A 17,154-nucleotide genomic window follows, 5' to 3' on the forward strand; every position below is an offset into this window, starting at 1 on the left:
CTTGCTGCTGGTAGCATGCGTCGCATGGCTGAATTCGTGACTGTGCAGAAGCAAGCGGAGCATCCTGGCGTGGCGGTCATCCGTCTGGACAGGCCGCCGATGAACGCCCTCAACGCGGCGCTGTTGCGCGAGGTCTCCGCCGCGGCCGACCAGGTGAGCGCGGACCCAGAGGTGCGCGCGGTGGTCGTGTACGGCGGAGAGAAAGTGTTCGCCGCGGGCGCGGACATCAAAGAGATGGCCACGCTCACCAAGGACGAGATGGCCGCTCGGGCCGGGGAATTGCAGTCCGGCCTCGGCGCGCTCGCGCGGATTCCCAAGCCCACTGTCGCCGCGATCACCGGCTACGCCCTTGGCGGCGGGTTGGAGCTCGCCTTGGGCGCTGATCGCCGGATCGCCGGGGACAACGTGAAGGTCGGACTGCCGGAAATCTTGCTCGGCGTGATCCCTGGCGGCGGCGGAACCCAGCGCCTGCCCCGTTTGATCGGCACGGCGAAGGCGAAAGACCTGATTTTCTCCGGGCGGTTCGTCGGGGCGAACGAGGCGTTGCAGCTCGGCGTCGTGGACGAGGTGGTGGCCCCGGACGAGGTGTTGCGCGCCGCGTTGGAGTGGGCTTCGCGGTTCCAAGGGGCGGCGAGCGTCGCCCTGGCCGCCGCCAAGCGGGCGGTGGACGAGGGCGTGCAAACCAGTCTCGACGCGGGCCTGGCCTTGGAGGAAGAGCTTTTCGCAAGCCTTTTCGGCACCGAGGACCGGTCCATCGGAATGGCCTCGTTCATCGAGAACGGGCCGGGCAAGGCGAAATTCGTCGGCAGGTAGCGAGCGGTTAAGCTTTCTGGTTATGACTGCGCACGAAGATGTCCCAGCCGCCGGCGCCGAGCTTTCGGCGATGAAGACAGGACAAACGGACAGAGCACAGCCCCGCCCGCACGCGACCGCCGAAGAAGTTCAGGCCGCGTTGCACGACACCAAGCTCGCCCAGGTGCTGTACCACGACTGGGAAGCGGAGACGTACGACGAAAAATGGGCGATCTCTTACGACGAGCGCTGTGTCGAATACGCCAAGAACCGCTTTGAGCTCGTCGCCCCAGGGCAGAAGCTGCCATACGGCCGAGCCCTCGAACTGGGATGCGGCACTGGCTTTTTCCTGCTCAACCTCATGCAAGGCGGGATCGCTGAGAAAGGGAGCGTCACGGACCTCTCCCCGGGCATGGTCAAAGTCGCTTTGCGCAACGCCAAGCAGCTCGGGTTGGACGTGGACGGCAGGGTCGCGGACGCCGAGGGCATCCCGTACCCGGATGACACCTTCGACTTGGTGGTCGGTCATGCTGTGCTCCACCACATCCCCGACGTGCAGCAGGCGCTCACCGAGGTGCTCCGTGTTTTGAAGCCGGGCGGGCGGTTCGTCTTCGCGGGCGAGCCCACCACGATCGGCAACTGGTACGCCCGAAAGCTCGGCCAGATCACCTGGCACACCACTATCGCGGTGACCAAGCTCCCTTTCCTCAAAAGCTGGCGGCGGCCGAAGCAGGAGCTTGACGAGTCCTCGCGCGCTGCCGCGCTGGAAGCCGTTGTGGACTTGCACACGTTCGACCCCTCGCAGCTGCGTGAGATTGGCCTGCGCGCTGGCGCGCGCGAGGTGCGTGTGGTGACCGAAGAGCTTTTCGCGGCCATTGTCGGTTGGCCGGTGCGCACTTTCGAAGCCGCGGTTCCTCAGGGCAAGCTCGGCTGGGGCTGGGCGAAGTTCGCGTTCGCCTCTTGGAAGCGCATGAGCTGGTTGGACACGCGTGTCGCGCACAAAATCGTGCCGGACAAGTTTTTCTACAACGCGCTCATCACGGGTGTGAAAAAGGGCGAGCAGCGCTGAGCGGTGGGGCCGCTCAACGCTTGCGGGAGAGCGAGAGCCCGAAGTCTTCTGCGGGATCGGTCCACCAGCCGATGAGGTCGAGCCCCGCCCCGTCAAGCTCCTGTTCGACCTTCTCGCGACGGAATTTGCAGCTGACCTCGGTGTGCATCTCTTCGCCTTCGGCGAAATCAACGTCCAAATCGAGTTCTGCGACCCGGACATGTTGCGCACGCCTCGCCCGCAGCCGCATCTCGATCCACTCGTTGTCCGTGTCCCACAACGCGACATGCTCGAAACCGTCGAGATCGAAGTCCGCCCGCAGCTCCCGATTGAGGATCGTGAGAATGTTGCGGTTGAACGCGGCAGTGACCCCGGCGCTGTCGTCATAGGCCCGCACGAGCCGTCTCGGGTCCTTCACGAGGTCGGTGCCGAGCAAAAGCGTCTCGCCGGGCTGCAGCGTCGCGGACATGGCTGAGAGCAACTTCGCCCGAGGCTCCGGGGGGTAGTTGCCGATTGTTCCGCCGAGGAAGACGAGCATCCGGTCCGCCCCTTCGGGCAGGAATGCGAGGTGTTGGTCGAAATCCCCGACGACGCAATCGACCCGCATGCCGGGGTAGCGCCGACGCAGGCCCGCTGCCGCGCCGTCGAGCGCGGATTCGCTCACATCGAAGGCGATGTAGCGATGGGGCCGCAACGCGTCCAGGATCGTCCGGGTTTTATCGGAGGACCCGGAGCCGAGCTCCATCACCGTCCGCGCGCCGGAGCGTTCGGCGATCTCATCGGCCGCGAGCCGCAGCGCGGCGCGCTCTGCCTCGGTGGGGTAGTACTCGGGCAGCGCTGTGATGGCGTCGAATAATTCGCTGCCCGCCGCGTCGTAAAGCCATTTCGGCGCAAGCCGCTTCGGTGTCGCGCGCAGACCGGCGAGCACGTCCTCGCGCAGGCCTCTGCGCAGGTCGTCCTCTTGCAGGAGCTGGGTCCGCGTGGACAGCGGGCCGGTGTCGAGAGGGGTCATCAGGCGTCCTTTTCCCGTGGGCATTTTTGGCCGCTGTGTGAGCGCGGCTCGCTCTTCAAAATCATCGGCGGCCAAAAATTTTCACGGCGCCCAGTCCTGGGCCAAACGCAGTCCGGTGAAGGGCCAGCGCGCGGCGGGGCCGAAGAAGTTGCGATATGTGATTCGAGTGTGTCCGACGGGCGTGACGCAGGCCCCGCCCCGCAGCGTCATCTGGTTCGACATGAACTTGCCGTTGTACTCGCCGATGGCGCCCTCTGAGGGCGCGTAGCCGCGATAGGCGATATAGGGGCTCGCCGTCCATTGCCACACTTGTCCGTGCCATTGGGCGCTCGGTTTCCCTCGGCTCGTGGAATCAGCAGGCTCGGGCCGCAAGGCGATGCGCGGGCGCGGGTCGTGCTCGGCTTTGTCAGCTCGGGCGGCGTGTTCCCATTCGAACTCGGTGGGCAGGCGTTTTCCCGCCCACCGCGCGAAGGCGTCCGCCTCGTAATAGCTCACATGGCACACTGGCTCCTGCGGCCGGACAGGGCCAACGCCGTACAGGCTGTACTGGCTCCACGACCCGTCCGGCTCGGGCCGCCAGTACAGGGGCGCCTGCCAGTTTTCCCGTTGCACGGTCGCCCAGCCGTCGGACAGCCAAAGACCCGCCCGGCGATATCCGCCGTCTGCGATGAATTCGAGCCATTCCTGATTCGTCACCAGTGATCCGGCGATACGGTACGGTTCAAGCCACACTTTGTGCTGGGGGCCTTCGTTGTCGTAATGGAAGCCTTGCCCGTCGTGGCCGATTTCCACAAGGCCGCCCTCGTGCTCGTGCCACAGCTCCACGGGCATGGGCTGGGGTTTCCCCTGGGCGACGCGCTTGAGATGCGGGTTCCCGTGCAAAACAGCCGCACCGTGATGAGAGCCGTCCTTGGCGCCGACCCCGCCGAAACCTTGCATTGGGTCCAGGTACGCGGGCAAGAGCGGGTTGGCCGCGAGCGCGTGCTTGATGTCCATGAGCAGGAGCTCCTGATGCTGTTGCTCATGGTGCAAGCCCAGCTCCACGAGCGCGGCGGTCTCATCGTCCACTCCTGCTCGCAGGAGATCGCACATGGACTCGTCCACGCTCGCGCGGAAAGCCGCGACCTCGCCGATGCCCGGCCTGGTGATCAGCCCCCGGTTCTGCCGTGGGTGGCGGGGCCCGACAGCCTCGTAGTACGAGTTGAAGAGAAAGTCGAATGCTTTGGCATAGGGCCGATAGCCGGGAAGTTTGCCGAGGATAAAAGTCTCGAAGAACCATGTGGTGTGCGCCCGGTGCCATTTCGTGGGGCTCGCGTCGGGCATGGACTGGATCGTCTGGTCTTCGGCGGAAAGAGGTTCGGCGAGTTGTTCGGTGCTCTTCCGGACGTGCAGGAAGCGGTCCATGAGAGGCGCGGTTGCAGGGGGGGCTTGCGGCCCAATGGGATGCATTCGGGCGATTGCGGTTTCGGTGAGCGACATGCGTTGACCTTTCTCGCCTGGTTTTCGCATCTGAAATTTCAGCCTACACGCGCACGCCGACAAAAAGAGCCCGCATTATGACGTGGCGCACAATGTGATGTCTTATCCCTGGTGAAGCCCGCATTCGGTCTTATTGAAACCAGCCCACCGCCCGCTGCGCGGGTCCGAACCCGGCAGGGGTTTGCGCGTGCACGGCGCGCAACCGATCGACGGATAGCCCTCCTCCACGAGCGGATTCACCAGCACGCCGTTGCGGGTGGCGTACTCGGCGAACTCCTCGTCGCTCCACGTCACGATAGGATTGAATTTCACCAGCCCGAAAGCCTCGTCGTAGACCACCTTCGGCGCATTTGCCCTGGTGGGGGACTCGACCCTGCGAATACCGGTGATCCAGGCCCGGTAGCCCGCGAGACCTTTGGCCAGAGGCTCGACTTTGCGCAGCCGGCAGCATTCTCCGGGGTTGTCGGCGAAGAGGTCTTTGCCGAGCGTTGCGTCCTGCTCGGCGACCGTGTGCTCCGGGGTGAAGTTCACGACACGGATTTGCGGGTACACCAGGGAAACCGCGTCCCGAACCCCGAGCGTCTCGGCGAAATGATACCCGGTGTCGAGAAAAACGACTTCGATATCCGGCTTCACGTTCGCGACCACGTCGATGAGGACCGCGTCCTGCATATTCGAGGCCACGGCGATCTTGCCGTCCACATGCTCGAAAGCCCAGCGCACGATCTCCTCGGCAGAGGCGTCTTCCAGCTCCCGCGCGGCGCGCTCGGCGATCGCGCGGTCATGCCGCGCCTGCTCGGCGGTTTCAGTCGTCACGTTCACCTCAACACTCTCAGCGGAGCTCTTGTTCCTCGGCGCGCCGGGCCCATTCGGCGAAACGCTCGCCTTCGGCCCGGTTCGTGAGGTAGTTGGTCACCACACGTTCGATGTAGTCGCCGAGCTCATGGGTGGTGACCTTGTGTTGACGCAGTTTGCGGCCGAAATCTGGGCCGAAGCCGAGGCTGCCGCCCAAATGGGCTTGGAAGCCCTCCACCGGAGCATCGCTCTCGTCGTCGTTCACCATTTGCCCTTTGAAACCGATGTCGGCGATTTGGGAGCGGGCGCACGAGTTCGGGCATCCGTTGATGTTGATGGTGATGGGGGAGTCGATCTGGTCCTCCAGGTGCCCGAGCCGCGACTCAAGCTCTGGGACGAGCGCCTGGGAGCGCTTGCGGGTTTCGGCGAAGGAGAGCTTGCAGAACTCTATGCCGCTGCACGCCATGAGGTTGCGACGCCAGACGGAGGGGCGGGCTTTGAGCCCCAGGGGTTCGAGTTCCCCGATGAGCGCTTCGACGTGCTCGTCGGGCACGTCCAAGACAATGAACTTTTGGTAAGGGGTGAACCGGACTTTGTCAGAGCCGGCGCGTTCGACGGCTTCGGCCGCTTTGGCGAGCACCGATCCAGAGACTCGGCCCGCGATCGGGGCGAAGCCCACCGCGTTGCGGCCGTCTTTCTGGCGGGTCACCCCGACATGGTCGCGTGTTGGGACTTGGGGCGGCGCGGGTCCGTCCACAAGCGCCCGACCGAGGTACTCCTCTTCGAGGACTTGGCGGAATTTCTCCACACCCCAATCTTTGACCAGGAATTTCAGCCGGGCTTTCGCGCGCATGCGCCGGTAGCCGTAATCGCGGAAGACGCTGACCACGCCCTCCCACACATCCGGCACCTCCGCCTCGGGCACCCACGCGCCGACGCGCTGCCCGAGAATCGGGTTCGTCGACAGCCCGCCGCCGACCCACAGGTCAAACCCTGGTCCGTGCTCGGGATGGTCCACACCGACGAACGCGACGTCCTGCACCTCGTGCGGGACGTCCATGAGGCCGGTGATCGCGGTCTTGAACTTGCGCGGCAGGTTCTGGTACTCGGGCTTGCCGATGTAGCGGCGCTTGATCTCTTGGATGGCCCAGCTCGGATCGATCACCTCGTCCTCGGCGACCCCGGCCAGCGGGGAACCGAGGATGACACGAGGGCAGTCCCCGCAGGCTTCCGTGGTGTCCAATCCCACAGCCGCCAGCCGCCGCCAGATCTCCGGCATGTCCTCCACCCGGATCCAGTGCAGCTGCACGTTCTCCCGGTCGGAAAGGTCTGCGGTGTCCCTGCCGAACTCGACGGACAAGGCGGCGATCGTCCGCAGCTGCTCCAGGTTCAGCGCCCCGCCGTCGCTGCGGATGCGCAGCATGAAGAACTTCGCTTCCAAAAGGTCCGTGTTGTCGTCTCCGGTGTACGTGCCGTCGTAGCCTTGCTCGCGCTGGGTGTAGAGACCCCACCAGCGGAATCTGCCGCGCAAGTCCTCCTTGGAGATGCTGTCGAAGCCCTCTTTCGCGTAAATCTGCTCGATTCGCTCGCGCACGCCCAAAGGGGCGGCCTCTTGTTTGATCCGCTCGTTGTCGTTCAGCGGGGTTTGGCCGCTGACTTTCCATTGGCCCTCGTCACGCGTTTTCTGCGGGCGGGCGGGCCGTGCTGGGCTGGGCACTTCGGACATCTCACTCATTGTAGGGGAGGATGCGCAGCCCGAAACCCGCTTGCCGCACACTGGACAGGTGCAATCCCTGTCTGCTGCCAACGTCCCCGCAGCGGCGGGCGGTTTTCCTCTTGATTCGCTCACGCCGAGCCAAGGCGCGCCGTTCGGCGTGTACGTGCATGTCCCATTCTGCGCGAGCCGCTGCGGGTACTGCGATTTCAACACCTACACGCCGAGCGAGCTGGGCGGGCGCAGCGGAACCGCAGAGTGGTTCACCGCCGTGGAGCAAGAGTTGGATTTGGCCGCGAAGGCCTTGAGCCATCTTGGCGAGCCGCCTCCGGTGAGCACGCTGTTCGTCGGCGGCGGCACGCCTTCGCTGCTCGGCGCGGCGGGCCTCGCCCGTGTCTTGTCCGCAGTGAGCAGGCGTTTCCCGTTGGCCGGGTCCTTCGAGGCGACGTGCGAGGCGAACCCCGAGTCCACTTCCCCCGCTTTCTTCGAGGGGATCCGCGCCGCCGGGTACACCAGGGTCTCGTTGGGGATGCAGTCCGCCGCCGCGCATGTTCTCGCCGCGCTCGACCGGGCGCACACCCCCGGGCGCGCCCCGCAGGCGGCGGCAGAGGCGCGAGCGGCTGGATTCGAGCATGTCAACCTCGACCTGATCTATGGGACGCCAGGCGAGTCGGAGGCGGACCTCGCGAGCAGCCTGGCCGCGGTCGCGGCAGCTCCGGTCGACCATGTCTCCGCGTACGCGCTCACCGTCCACGCGGGCACCGCTCTGGGGCGGGCCGTCGCCAAGGGGCAGTTGGCGGCCCCGGACGACGACGTCCTCGCCGAGCGGCACGATGTGGTGGACAAGGCGCTGCGCGCGGCGGGATTCGACTGGTACGAGGTGTCGAACTGGGCGAAGGGCCCGCAAGCGAGATGCTGGCACAATATGGGCTACTGGCAGGGCGGCGACTGGTGGGGCGCGGGGCCCGGCGCTCACTCCCATGTGAACGGGGTGCGTTGGTGGAACGTCAAACATCCGGCCCGTCACGCAGCGCTCATCGCCTCGGGCGAGCCCCCGGTCGCAGGCTACGAGACGCTCACCGCGCAAGAGCGCCACACCGAAGACGTGATGCTGGGGCTGCGACTGCGCGAAGGCCTTGAGCGGACGGTGTTACGCAGTTCGGAGCTCGATTGCGCCGAACGGCTCATCGCCGAGGGCCTGCTCGTGGACCGGCAAGGCCGAATCGCCCTCGCGCCTTCGGCCCGCATGCTCGCGGACGGGTTGTCGGCGACGCTGCTCAGCGCGTGACACGACATTCGTTGTTGGCCCGGCGCGTCGTGCGGTTTCGGCTCGAGGGGCGTAAAATGAGCTTCCTCATAGGAGGTGATTGCGAGTATGACCACTCCCCAGGACAGGCGGTTTGAAATTTTGCGCGCCATTGTCACCGACTACGTGGCGACGCAGGAGCCGGTCGGCTCCAAGGCGCTTGTGGACCGATACGGGTTGGGTGTTTCGAGCGCGACCGTCCGCAACGATATGGCCGTGCTCGAGGCGGAGGGCTACATCGCGCAGCCGCACACGAGTTCCGGGCGCATTCCCACCGAGCGCGGCTACCGCGAGTTCGTCGACAGGATCGCCGAGGTCAAACCGCTCTCCCCAGCGGAGCGTCGCTCGATTCTGCAATTCCTCGAGCACGGGGTCGACCTTGACGACGTGCTGATGCGCAGCGTGCGTCTGCTCACACAGCTCACACGCCAGGTGGCGGTCATCCAGTACCCGACGTTGGTGACTGCGAGCGTGCGGCATTTGGAGATCGTCGCGCTCACACCGCGCCGGTTGCTGCTCGTCCTCATCGCCGACTCCGGCCGGGTGGACCAACGAATGGTCGAGCTTTCCGAGGACGTGGACGAGGAGACCACGGCCTCGTTGCGCGCGATGTTCAACAAAGCGCTCGCCGGCAAACGTCTCGACCACGCCAGCACTGCCGCGATGGAGCTTGCCGAGCAGGCGGCCCCGGCCCTGCGCGGCCACATCGTCACTGTTGCGACGGGTCTGGTGGAGTCCCTGGTCCAACGCCCCCAAGAGCGGCTTGTCGTCGGCGGCGCGGCGAACCTCACTCGCAATGCGGCAGATTTCGAAGGCTTCTCCGGCTCGTTGTGGTCCGTGCTGGAGGCGCTTGAGGAGCAGGTCGTTGTGCTCAAACTCTTCGCCGCCGCCCAAGACCCTGGGATGGTCATGGTGCAGATCGGCGAGGAGACCAGGTCTGAGCAGATGCGCGGCGCTTCGGTGGTGTCCACTTCCTACGGGACCGATGGCGCCGTGTTCGGCGGGGTGGGCGTCGTCGGTCCGACCAGAATGGACTATCCGGGCACAATCGCCGCCGTCTCCGCGGTGGCCCGGTATGTGGGCCAGGTGCTGGCCGAGCGCTGAGCTCAGTTTTTAGCACTCGGACTGTGCTTTTGCCAATGTCCGGTAGAATTCCCATAATGTTTGAGGGGAGCTGAGAGGCTGAAGGCACGACTATGAGGAACAACGTGGCGCGAGATTATTACGCGATTTTGGGCGTCGACCGATCGGCGAGCGACCAGGAGCTCAAGCGCGCCTATCGCAAGCTCGCTCGTGAGCTGCACCCGGACGTCAACCCGGACGAGGAGGCGCAGACTCAGTTCAAAGAGGTGACCGCCGCCTACGAGGTGCTTTCCGACCCGCAGAGGCGTCAGATCGTCGACGCGGGCGGCGACCCGCTCGAATCCCGAGGGGGAGGCGGGGGCTTCGACGGGTTCGGGGGTTTGTCGGATGTGTTCGAGGCGTTCTTCGGCCAAGGGTTCAACGCGGGCGGGGCCCGTTCGCGGGGGCCGAAGGGCCGCGTGCAGCCTGGGGCGGACGCACTGGTCCGAGTCACGCTCGACCTTGAAGAATGCGCGATGGGGGCCCGCAAAGAGCTCGCGGTGGACACTGCTGTCCTGTGCGACAGCTGCACAGGGTCGGGCAGCGCGAGCGGGGCGAAGCCCGTTCGTTGTTCCACCTGCGGCGGCGCGGGCGAAGTGCAGTCCGTGCAACGCTCTTTCCTCGGCCAGATGGTCACTGCGCGGCCGTGCCCGACATGTGACGGCGCGGGGGAAGTCGTGCAGGACCCTTGCGGGAAGTGCGCGGGCGCGGGCCGGGTTCGCGTGCGCCGCACCCTCACGGTGGACATCCCGGCGGGGGTCGGCGAGGGCATGCGGGTCCGGTTGGCCGGCCAGGGCGAAGTCGGTCCGGGCGGAGGCGCCGCTGGCGACCTGTACGTCGAAGTGCGCGAGCGCGCGCACCCCGTGTTCTTCCGCAACGGCGACGACTTGCATTGCACGGTTCGGGTTCCGGTCGTGGACGCCGCGCTGGGCGTGACGATCCCTGTCACCACCATTTTGGGCGAAGAAACCCTGGTCGAGGTGATCGCAGGCACGCAGCCGGGCACGGTGGTCGAATTACGCGGACAGGGGATGCCGCAAGTTCGCGGCGGGGCGCGCGGGGCTTTGCATGTGCACCTTGACGTCGTCGTCCCCACCAAGCTCGACCACAAGCAGGTCGAGAAGCTGTCCGAGTTCCGCAGCATGCGCGACGAGGAGCCGGAAGTCGTCTCTGCGGCTTCGAGTCACACGGGCGGTTTGTTCTCGCGTTTGCGGGAAGCGTTCCGGGGCCGCTGAGTCGGCGGCCCTCGCTCGGGCTACCAGCCTCGTGCGCGCCATTCGCCCAGATGGGGGCGTTCCACGCCGAGCGTCGTGCCTGCCCCGTGGCCGGGGTGCACTGCGGTGGTGTCGGGGAGCCGGCCAAAGATCCGCTCGGTCACGTCGTTGATGAGCGAGTCGAAATCCTCTGGACTGGTGGTTTTGCCGACTCCGCCGGGGAAAAGCGAGTCGCCGGTGAAGACGTGCGTGGGGGAGTCTGCTTGGCTGAGGGACAATGCGACCGAGCCAGGGGTGTGCCCGCGCAACTCGACAACCGGCAACTGCAGTTCGCCGATCCGCAGTTCATCCCCGTCGGTGAGCAATTGATCGGCGGGCACCGGGACGCCAGGGGCGTCGAGCCGCCCGATAGCCGTCGGCGCGTCGAGCTCCTTGGCGACGTCGGCGAGGGATTGCCAGTGATCGGGATGTTGGTGGGTCGTGAGGATGAGCGCCACTTTGGAGCCAGAATTCGCGACCATCTCCAAGATCCGTCCGGTCTCGTTCGCGGCGTCGATGAGCAAAGCGTTCCGCGTCGCGAGGTCTTCGACAAGGTAGACGTTGTTGTCCAGCGGCCCGACGGAGATCCGGCTGATCTTGGCCCCAGGGAGTTCGATTGTCTCAGGGGCGTGGGAAACGGTCACAAGCGGCCTCCTCGGAAAGTCGTGCGGGTTCGGAAAATCGTGTGGGGTTCATCAGCCTCGTCCGCGCCACATCTTATACCGGCGGGTCCAGCTTCTGCTCCGCGCTGTTCGCGATCTCGCCCGTCTTCCCGCCCCGCGGAGCTCACAGCTCGGCGAGTTTGGCGACGGCTTTGGCGGCGAGGTCTTCGGACACACCAGGCAAGCCGGACAGAACGAGCACGTCGATCCCGCGGACTCTGACGGCCGCCCAGTAGAACGTCTGGTTCCGGAATGGGTCGGATTTGGCGAACGCATAGATCACTTTGAGCCCGAGGCTGCCCTCGTTTCCGGGGACGTCCGCGGGGAACGGCACCGTGTATGCGGGATACTGCTCAGCGCTTCCGGTGAGAGAAACAGAGAAAGAGACGCAGCGCGCCAGCCAGCTGTGCGCGAAGTCCACGAGGTCCCGCTGCCCTTCCTTGGGCCGCAAGATCAGTTCGGCGGCGTACCGTCCGTCGTAGAACATGCCGCTGAAATCGGGCGCGTACGCATGGGCTGTGACCACGGTTTGGCCGTGCTCGCTCAGCAGGCGGGGCAGGCACTCTGAAGGATTCGCGCTCTGCGTGGCTTCCGGATTTTTGTTCTGAGTGCTGATGGTCAAATACTTGGGGACGTCGGCCTGCGTCATCAGCGCGGTGCGCAGCTCGTCCGGGGACTTGTCCGCGAGGCTCGGTTTCCGCGGGACGTGGACCGCAGGAGGCGGATTGTCGTCCAAGGGCGTGAGCTGTCTGAAGACGAACACCGCTGCGGCCACGGCGACGATTGCCGTCGCCGCGAGGGCCAGGGCGCGGCGATGCGGCCGTGAAGCCGGCGTCATTTCGGCGCCGGGACCACCGGGAAGCCGGCTTTTTGCAAGACGGCGCTCATGCTGGTGTCGGCGAGGTCGGTGCTGTTGTACTCGCTCGACATCGTTTTGACCACGACATCGTGCTTGAGCGCCACAGTGACCCAGTTCACGAGTTCTCGTTTGGGTGTTTCGTCTTGTGAGACTTTCACGCCAAGGCTGGCGTCTGCGCTGGGGAAGGACTTATTGCCGAGCAGTTCCTGTCGAACCGCGACCGACGACGAGGTCTGCGGATTCGTGAATGTGTAGTTCAAGCACTTGGCGGACAAGGATTCGCGATATTGGGCTATGGCGTCGGCCCCCGGGCGTTGCACGCCGATCATCACCACGACACTGTCTGGCAAGGATGTGACCGTGTTGATCGCTTTGGTCCGAACTATGGCTTTCGCGGCCCACGACACCGAGTCCGGCTTGATCGGGCTCGCGCAATGAGCAGGAGTGGTGCTCATGGCCGGGTCGACCGGGTTGGAGCCGTTCTCCGGGCCCAGTCCGTCGACGAGCCCGGTGGGCGCTGTCGCTTGTTCGCTGACGATCGTCCAGCCGTCGGGAGCCTGGTCGGGAAGATACCCGGCAAGTTCTTGGACCGTGTGGTCCCCGAACGGCGAAGGTTGTTTGGGTGGCTGGCCGCCGCTGTCGCCCGAGGAGAAAACAAACATCGCGACGACGGAGACCACTGCGACTGCGACGAGCGCTCCGGCGATGATTGGGCCTTTGCTGTCGGACTGAGGAGGAGGCCGGTGCAGCGGCGGCGCGGCGAGGTTGGACGGCTGGGCGACCAACGGAGTGAACGGCATCGGCCGCAACGACGCGGCGGGCCTGCCGGAGTAGAGGGGGCCCTGTGTTCTTGGCCGCGCCCGAATGGGCACGGCAGGGGCAGGAGGGAACGCGCCCCCGGCGTTCGCGGTCAAGGAGGCTTGGCCCGGCGGCGGGGCGAACGTGTAAGGCTGGGCGGACATGCCAGGCTGCCCGTTCGCGGCGGGAGCGAACGGCGAAGGCGACGGCGGTGGGGGAGCTGTCCCAGGAGGAGCGGTGAACGGCGAAGCCCTGCCGGGTGACTGGGCGAACGGGGACTGCTGCGGCGGAGCGGGCGGGCTGCCCGGTTGCGCCTGGCTGTACTGCGGAGAGGCGAAGGGAGACTGGACAGCGCCGGGGTTCGCGGCCACGGCTGGCCCCGGTGAGGACGACGAGGGGACGCCTGGCCGGGCGCCTTCGGAGCCCCCAGCGCCCGGTGCTCCGGTCGCGCTCGCAACGGCGGGCTGGCTGGCGGGGGCTTTTCGGGCGGGATACCCGCTCGCCAATCCAGGCGAAGGCGGCAAACCTGCAGGGAACCCCGGTGGCGGCACGGGTGCTCGCTCGGTCATGAGGGTCCTCCTCGATTTCCCGACTTCGTTGCCAGGGCCAAATTCCCTAAGGAGGATACTACGCTCCTCAGTTCGTCACCAACCACGCAGCCGCGTTCGGCGGCAGGAGTCCCTCTTCGAGCGCGGCGCTGGCGATCAGCACCTCGCCTTTCGGCATCTGGACTGCCGCTCCGGTCGTGTTGAGCACGCATATGGCGCCGCTGCCGCGCTGAAAGGCCAGCTGGCCTTCGGGCAGGTCCAGCCATTCGAATCCGCCTTCGGCGAACTCTGGCCGGGAGCGCCGAAGAGCGATAGCGTGCCGGTAGAGCGACAACGTCGAGCCGGGATCGGCCTCCTCATGCGCCACGGTTGCCTCCGACCACCCTTCTGGCATGGGGAGCCACGTGTCAGGCGTGCTGCTGAACCCGTACGGCGGCGCCTCGCCGGACCACGGCAGAGGGATACGACAACTGTCCCGGCCCCGAACAGTGTGCCCGGACCGCTCCCACATCGGGTCTTGGAGCGCCTCGTCAGGCAGCTGGACCGATTCGAGGCCGAGCTCCGCGCCGTAATACACGAACACGACCCCGGGCAGGGCCAACGCGACCAATGCCATCGCCCTGGCCCTGGCCACGCCGAGAGCGCCGCCGCCGTAGCGGGTGGCCTCGCGCTCGACGTCGTGGTTGGACAAGGTCCACGTCGCCGTCGCGCCCACGGACCGGACCGCGTCGAGCGAGCGAGTGACCGCCGAACGGATCTCGCCGGCGTCGAACGGCGCTTCCACCAGTTTGAAGTTGAAGCCGAGGTGCAGCTCGTCGGGCCGGAGGAATTCCGCGAAAACCTTGTCGTCTCGGGCCCAGATCTCCCCGACGGTCATGCGGCCGGGGTATTCGTCCAGCACGGCGCGAATGCGGCGATGGATGTCGTGGACGGCGGGTTGGTTGAAGCGCAGGTCGCCAGGGCTGTGGTCCAACAGGCCGGAGCCGACCTCCGCCATGTCCGGCAGCCCTTTGGGCTTGGCCATGCCATGGGCCACGTCGATTCGGAACCCGTCCGCGCCCCGGTCGAGCCAGAAGCGCAGTGTGGTTTCGAGATCCTCGAGCACTTCTGGATGCTCCCAGTTCAGATCTGGTTGCTCCGGAGCGAAAAGATGCAGATACCACTGTGCTGGTTTTGTCTCAGCCGCCGACGGGCTGTCAACGCCGTCGGGCGAGCTGACTCTGGTCCAGGCGGGACCGCCGAAGATGCTGGGCCAGTTGTTCGGCGGCTCCTCTCCGGACTCGCCTTTGCCGTCTCGGAAGATGTAGCGGCTGCGTTCCGGGCTCTCCGGGCCCGCTGCCAGCGCCGCCTGGAACCAGGGGTGCTGATCGCTGGTGTGGTTGGGGACGAGGTCCATAATCACTTTGAGGCCTCTGGTGTGCGCGGCCTGCAACAGTCGGTCGAACGCCGCGATGCCGCCGAAGAGCGGGTCGACGTCGCGGGGGTCGCTCACGTCGTAGCCGTGGTCGGCCATCGGCGAACGCATGATGGGACTGAGCCACAAGCCGTCGACTCCGAGTTCGACGAGATGGTCGAGGCCTTGCGCCACGCCGTCCAAATCGCCGACTCCGTCGCCGTTCGCGTCCTTGAAGGAACGCGGGTACACCTGGTAGAGGACGGCGGCGTGCCACCATGGCTCTGATTGCGTCATAGGTCCATTCTGCCTGTTCAAAAATGATCCTGCTCGCAACAAGGCGCTTGCTTCACGGAGCGTTCATCAGCGATTGCGCGGCCATTTCCAGGTAGGCCCAAAGCTCCTGGCGGTGCGCCTCGTCCATGACGCCTGGCTCCACGGCGTCCACGCCCGCGCGCATGCAGCGCAGCCACGCGTCGCGCTCGGGCGGGCCGATGACGAAGGGCACGTGGCGCATCCGAAGCCGCGGGTGGCCCCTGTTCTCCGAGTACGTCCGAGGACCGCCCCAGTACTGTTGGAGGAAGAGCCGCAAATGCAGTTCTGCCTCGTCGAGGTCATGTGTGTACATGGGTCTGAGCAGTGGGTCTTCGGCGACTTCGGCGTAAAAGGCTTTTGTGATGGTCTCGAATGTCGCCGCCCCGCCCACCGCTTCGTAAAAGCTGCGCGGACCGTCCTCGGAGGGTTCTGCCGCGCTTGAAGGCCCTGTTGTGGAGCTCATCAGAAACTCCCTTCTCAAAATCTGCTCCGCGTCCCCCTGGAAAAGACGCGTCCCCTAGAAAATACACAGAGAAAATAACAAGCGCCGAGCGCCTGCGCGTGGTAGGAAGGAAAAGAAGTTTTGACAAGCAGCCAAGACCGATGAGAAGGGAAGAGCATTGATCGTCAAGTCCGGCTCTGCCAAGTCGCGATCACCCCGTCAGGTTCGCTGACCGGACTTTCACCGATCAAGCTCCACCGCGCCGACAGGAGCTTCACGAAGATGCCGTCACATCGCCGATCATTCGACGGAGGCTCCACGCTGGTGCTCAATGTTGGCTTCGAGCCGCTGAACGTCATCCCGCACCGTCGCGCCGTTGTGCTTGTGTGCTCCGAGCGGGCGGAGCTCGTCGAGCCGACAGCGCTCGTGGCCCGTTCTGAGCGTCATGAGCTGCCAGTGCCGAGCGTCATCCGGCTCGCGCGCTATGTGCGCGTCCCGTATCGCGCCACAGTGCCGCTCACCAGGACCGCGGTCATCGCGAGGGACAAGCACCGCTGCGTCTATTGCGGCGGCAAGCCGGAGACCATCGACCATGTGCTGCCACGTTCCAGGGGCGGACAACATGTCTGGACCAACGTGGTGGCGGCCTGCCAGAAGTGCAATCACAAGAAGGGGAGCCGCCTGCTCGCCGAACTCGGCTGGACCTTGCGCGAAGCCCCGGCGGCCCCAAAGGGAACCGCGCCCCGTTTCGTCTCCGGCGAGCTTCCTTCGGCGTGGCGGCAGTATCTGGACGAGGCCGCCGGCCCCGACCGTCTGGAGCAGCGCACAGCGTGATCCGCGCGTCGTGGCGGCTGTCGGGCTCGCGTGACGTCGTTGGGCGGGCCGAAAGATTCCCACAAGGCCCTTTCTTGCTAGAGTGTGCCCATGCCGGTGCCGCTTCTTCATAGCCTTCCCCTTGTGGTGATCGCGATCGTCGCATTGCTGACGTACTTCCTTGCCAAGAACCGCCAGCGACCTGCGCAGTACAGGTTGGGGGAGCCGTGGACGGAGGGCGTGGTGTTGTGGAGCGCTGTGGACGACATCGGCCACAGCGGCGGGCATGGCCGAGTCGACGTGGTTGGAAAGGCGGTCAGCGGTGAGTGGTGACCTTGTCGCGCATCACGAGCGGGTCCCGGTGGTCTCGACGGCGCTTGACCCCAAGGAGCCATTGACCAACCTTCCCTTCGACATCGACCAACGGGTCGCGGTCGATGAGGCCCTCATTCGTGCCACCAGGGACACTGGCGTGCAGTTCTCGGTCCGCATCGGCGACCTGGGCGCTGATGCGCTGGCCGGGGCCAAGCAAGTGTTCCCGCATGTGCCCGAGGCAGAGCGCGGCGTGCTCATCGCGATCTCGCCGAACGAGCGCACCGTGGCCGTCGTCGCGGGGACCGCTGTGCGCCGGGCGACGGAGCCGGTGTTGCAGCTCGGCGTCTCTGCCGCGACGAGCGTGCTCGCCGGGGCGAGCGGCAAAGCGAAAGACAGCGCCCTGGTCGACGCGGCCATTGCGGCGATCCGGGTGATCGCCAGCGCCATCGAACCTGTGTGACGGCAGGTCCCGTTGATCGTCGGCGCTC

At 65.9% G+C, this 17,154-nt stretch carries 17 protein-coding genes; 8 read left to right on the top strand and 9 right to left on the bottom strand.

Annotated features, from left to right (window positions below):
- Positions 1-24 precede the first annotated feature (24 nt).
- Together SROT_RS06875 and SROT_RS06880 are read left to right on the top strand one after the other, a co-directional pair.
- Positions 25-813, top strand: coding sequence for an enoyl-CoA hydratase/isomerase family protein (locus SROT_RS06875; RefSeq protein ID WP_013138291.1), 789 nt, complete (start codon positions 25-27; stop codon positions 811-813).
- A 70-nt stretch (positions 814-883) separates the two neighbouring features.
- Complete coding sequence (locus SROT_RS06880; protein WP_013138292.1) at positions 884-1,861, top strand: class I SAM-dependent methyltransferase; 978 nt, start codon at positions 884-886, stop codon at positions 1,859-1,861.
- Positions 1,862-1,874: 13 nt separating this feature from the next.
- On the opposite strand, the gene egtD is transcribed toward SROT_RS06880, so the two are convergent.
- From egtD to SROT_RS06900, 4 genes are all read right to left on the bottom strand, one after another.
- Complete coding sequence (gene egtD, locus SROT_RS06885; protein ID WP_013138293.1) at positions 1,875-2,852, bottom strand: L-histidine N(alpha)-methyltransferase; 978 nt, start codon at positions 2,850-2,852, stop codon at positions 1,875-1,877.
- An 81-nt stretch (positions 2,853-2,933) separates the two neighbouring features.
- Complete coding sequence (gene egtB, locus SROT_RS06890) at positions 2,934-4,331, bottom strand: ergothioneine biosynthesis protein EgtB (protein WP_013138294.1); 1,398 nt, start codon at positions 4,329-4,331, stop codon at positions 2,934-2,936.
- 102 nt (positions 4,332-4,433) lie between these two features.
- Positions 4,434-5,147, bottom strand: coding sequence for a phosphoadenylyl-sulfate reductase (locus SROT_RS06895; RefSeq protein ID WP_013138295.1), 714 nt, complete (start codon positions 5,145-5,147; stop codon positions 4,434-4,436).
- Positions 5,148-5,163: 16 nt separating this feature from the next.
- On the bottom strand, positions 5,164-6,861 hold the full coding sequence (locus SROT_RS06900) for a nitrite/sulfite reductase (protein ID WP_013138296.1): 1,698 nt from the start codon (positions 6,859-6,861) through the stop codon (positions 5,164-5,166).
- Between the two features lie 49 nt (positions 6,862-6,910).
- Between SROT_RS06900 and hemW the strand changes: the two genes are divergently transcribed.
- The 3 genes from hemW to dnaJ all read left to right on the top strand — a co-directional run bounded on the left by hemW (position 6,911) and on the right by dnaJ (position 10,503).
- Positions 6,911-8,128, top strand: a complete 1,218-nt coding sequence (hemW, locus tag SROT_RS06905) for a radical SAM family heme chaperone HemW (protein WP_013138297.1) — start codon at positions 6,911-6,913, stop codon at positions 8,126-8,128.
- 87 nt (positions 8,129-8,215) lie between these two features.
- Positions 8,216-9,250 carry a heat-inducible transcriptional repressor HrcA gene (hrcA, locus tag SROT_RS06910; protein ID WP_013138298.1) on the top strand — a complete coding sequence of 345 codons (1,035 nt, stop codon included), beginning with the start codon at positions 8,216-8,218 and terminating at the stop codon, positions 9,248-9,250.
- Between the two features lie 104 nt (positions 9,251-9,354).
- Positions 9,355-10,503: a molecular chaperone DnaJ gene (dnaJ, locus tag SROT_RS06915; protein WP_041407771.1), complete on the top strand. Its 1,149-nt coding sequence runs from the start codon at positions 9,355-9,357 to the stop codon at positions 10,501-10,503.
- A 20-nt stretch (positions 10,504-10,523) separates the two neighbouring features.
- On the opposite strand, the gene SROT_RS06920 is transcribed toward dnaJ, so the two are convergent.
- The 5 genes from SROT_RS06920 to SROT_RS06940 all read right to left on the bottom strand — a co-directional run bounded on the left by SROT_RS06920 (position 10,524) and on the right by SROT_RS06940 (position 15,559).
- Complete coding sequence (locus SROT_RS06920) at positions 10,524-11,165, bottom strand: MBL fold metallo-hydrolase (protein WP_013138300.1); 642 nt, start codon at positions 11,163-11,165, stop codon at positions 10,524-10,526.
- Between the two features lie 142 nt (positions 11,166-11,307).
- The gene (locus tag SROT_RS06925; protein ID WP_013138301.1) at positions 11,308-12,021 is read right to left on the bottom strand and encodes a hypothetical protein; all 714 of its coding nucleotides are present in this window, start codon (positions 12,019-12,021) and stop codon (positions 11,308-11,310) included.
- Positions 12,018-13,409: a hypothetical protein gene (locus SROT_RS06930; RefSeq protein ID WP_013138302.1), complete on the bottom strand. Its 1,392-nt coding sequence runs from the start codon at positions 13,407-13,409 to the stop codon at positions 12,018-12,020. The genes SROT_RS06925 and SROT_RS06930 overlap by 4 nt, the downstream gene beginning before the upstream one ends.
- Positions 13,410-13,476: 67 nt before the next feature.
- Positions 13,477-15,078 (bottom strand): glycoside hydrolase family 13 protein, encoded by a 1,602-nt coding sequence (locus SROT_RS06935; RefSeq protein WP_041407041.1) that lies wholly within the window; start codon positions 15,076-15,078, stop codon positions 13,477-13,479.
- Between the two features lie 52 nt (positions 15,079-15,130).
- Positions 15,131-15,559, bottom strand: coding sequence for a globin (locus tag SROT_RS06940; protein ID WP_013138304.1), 429 nt, complete (start codon positions 15,557-15,559; stop codon positions 15,131-15,133).
- Positions 15,560-15,820: 261 nt separating this feature from the next.
- On the opposite strand from SROT_RS06940, the gene SROT_RS06945 reads away from it, so the two are divergent.
- The 3 genes from SROT_RS06945 (at position 15,821) to SROT_RS06955 (ending at position 17,126) form a co-directional block, all read left to right on the top strand.
- Positions 15,821-16,372, top strand: coding sequence for an HNH endonuclease (locus tag SROT_RS06945; RefSeq protein ID WP_013138305.1), 552 nt, complete (start codon positions 15,821-15,823; stop codon positions 16,370-16,372).
- A gap of 90 nt (positions 16,373-16,462) precedes the next feature.
- Positions 16,463-16,684 carry an aa3-type cytochrome oxidase subunit CtaJ gene (ctaJ, locus tag SROT_RS06950; RefSeq protein WP_013138306.1) on the top strand — a complete coding sequence of 74 codons (222 nt, stop codon included), beginning with the start codon at positions 16,463-16,465 and terminating at the stop codon, positions 16,682-16,684.
- Positions 16,674-17,126, top strand: a complete 453-nt coding sequence (locus tag SROT_RS06955; protein WP_013138307.1) for a DUF5130 family protein — start codon at positions 16,674-16,676, stop codon at positions 17,124-17,126. The genes ctaJ and SROT_RS06955 overlap by 11 nt, the downstream gene beginning before the upstream one ends.
- The last annotated feature ends 28 nt before the right edge of the window (positions 17,127-17,154 follow it).

The organism is Segniliparus rotundus DSM 44985, assembly GCF_000092825.1.
In the GTDB taxonomy this organism is placed as follows: Bacteria; Actinomycetota; Actinomycetes; order Mycobacteriales; family Mycobacteriaceae; genus Segniliparus; species Segniliparus rotundus.

Coding starts and splice junctions, on each gene's coding strand:
- ctaJ (WP_013138306.1), top strand. CDS start 16,463: ATGCCGGTGCCGCTTCTTCATAGCCTTCCCCTTGTGGTGATCGCGATC.
- SROT_RS06940 (WP_013138304.1), bottom strand. CDS start 15,559: ATGAGCTCCACAACAGGGCCTTCAAGCGCGGCAGAACCCTCCGAGGAC.
- SROT_RS06945 (WP_013138305.1), top strand. CDS start 15,821: ATGCCGTCACATCGCCGATCATTCGACGGAGGCTCCACGCTGGTGCTC.
- SROT_RS06935 (WP_041407041.1), bottom strand. CDS start 15,078: ATGACGCAATCAGAGCCATGGTGGCACGCCGCCGTCCTCTACCAGGTG.
- SROT_RS06900 (WP_013138296.1), bottom strand. CDS start 6,861: ATGAGTGAGATGTCCGAAGTGCCCAGCCCAGCACGGCCCGCCCGCCCG.
- SROT_RS06925 (WP_013138301.1), bottom strand. CDS start 12,021: ATGACGCCGGCTTCACGGCCGCATCGCCGCGCCCTGGCCCTCGCGGCG.
- egtB (WP_013138294.1), bottom strand. CDS start 4,331: ATGTCGCTCACCGAAACCGCAATCGCCCGAATGCATCCCATTGGGCCG.
- SROT_RS06880 (WP_013138292.1), top strand. CDS start 884: ATGAAGACAGGACAAACGGACAGAGCACAGCCCCGCCCGCACGCGACC.
- SROT_RS06930 (WP_013138302.1), bottom strand. CDS start 13,409: ATGACCGAGCGAGCACCCGTGCCGCCACCGGGGTTCCCTGCAGGTTTG.
- SROT_RS06875 (WP_013138291.1), top strand. CDS start 25: ATGGCTGAATTCGTGACTGTGCAGAAGCAAGCGGAGCATCCTGGCGTG.
- egtD (WP_013138293.1), bottom strand. CDS start 2,852: ATGACCCCTCTCGACACCGGCCCGCTGTCCACGCGGACCCAGCTCCTG.
- hrcA (WP_013138298.1), top strand. CDS start 8,216: ATGACCACTCCCCAGGACAGGCGGTTTGAAATTTTGCGCGCCATTGTC.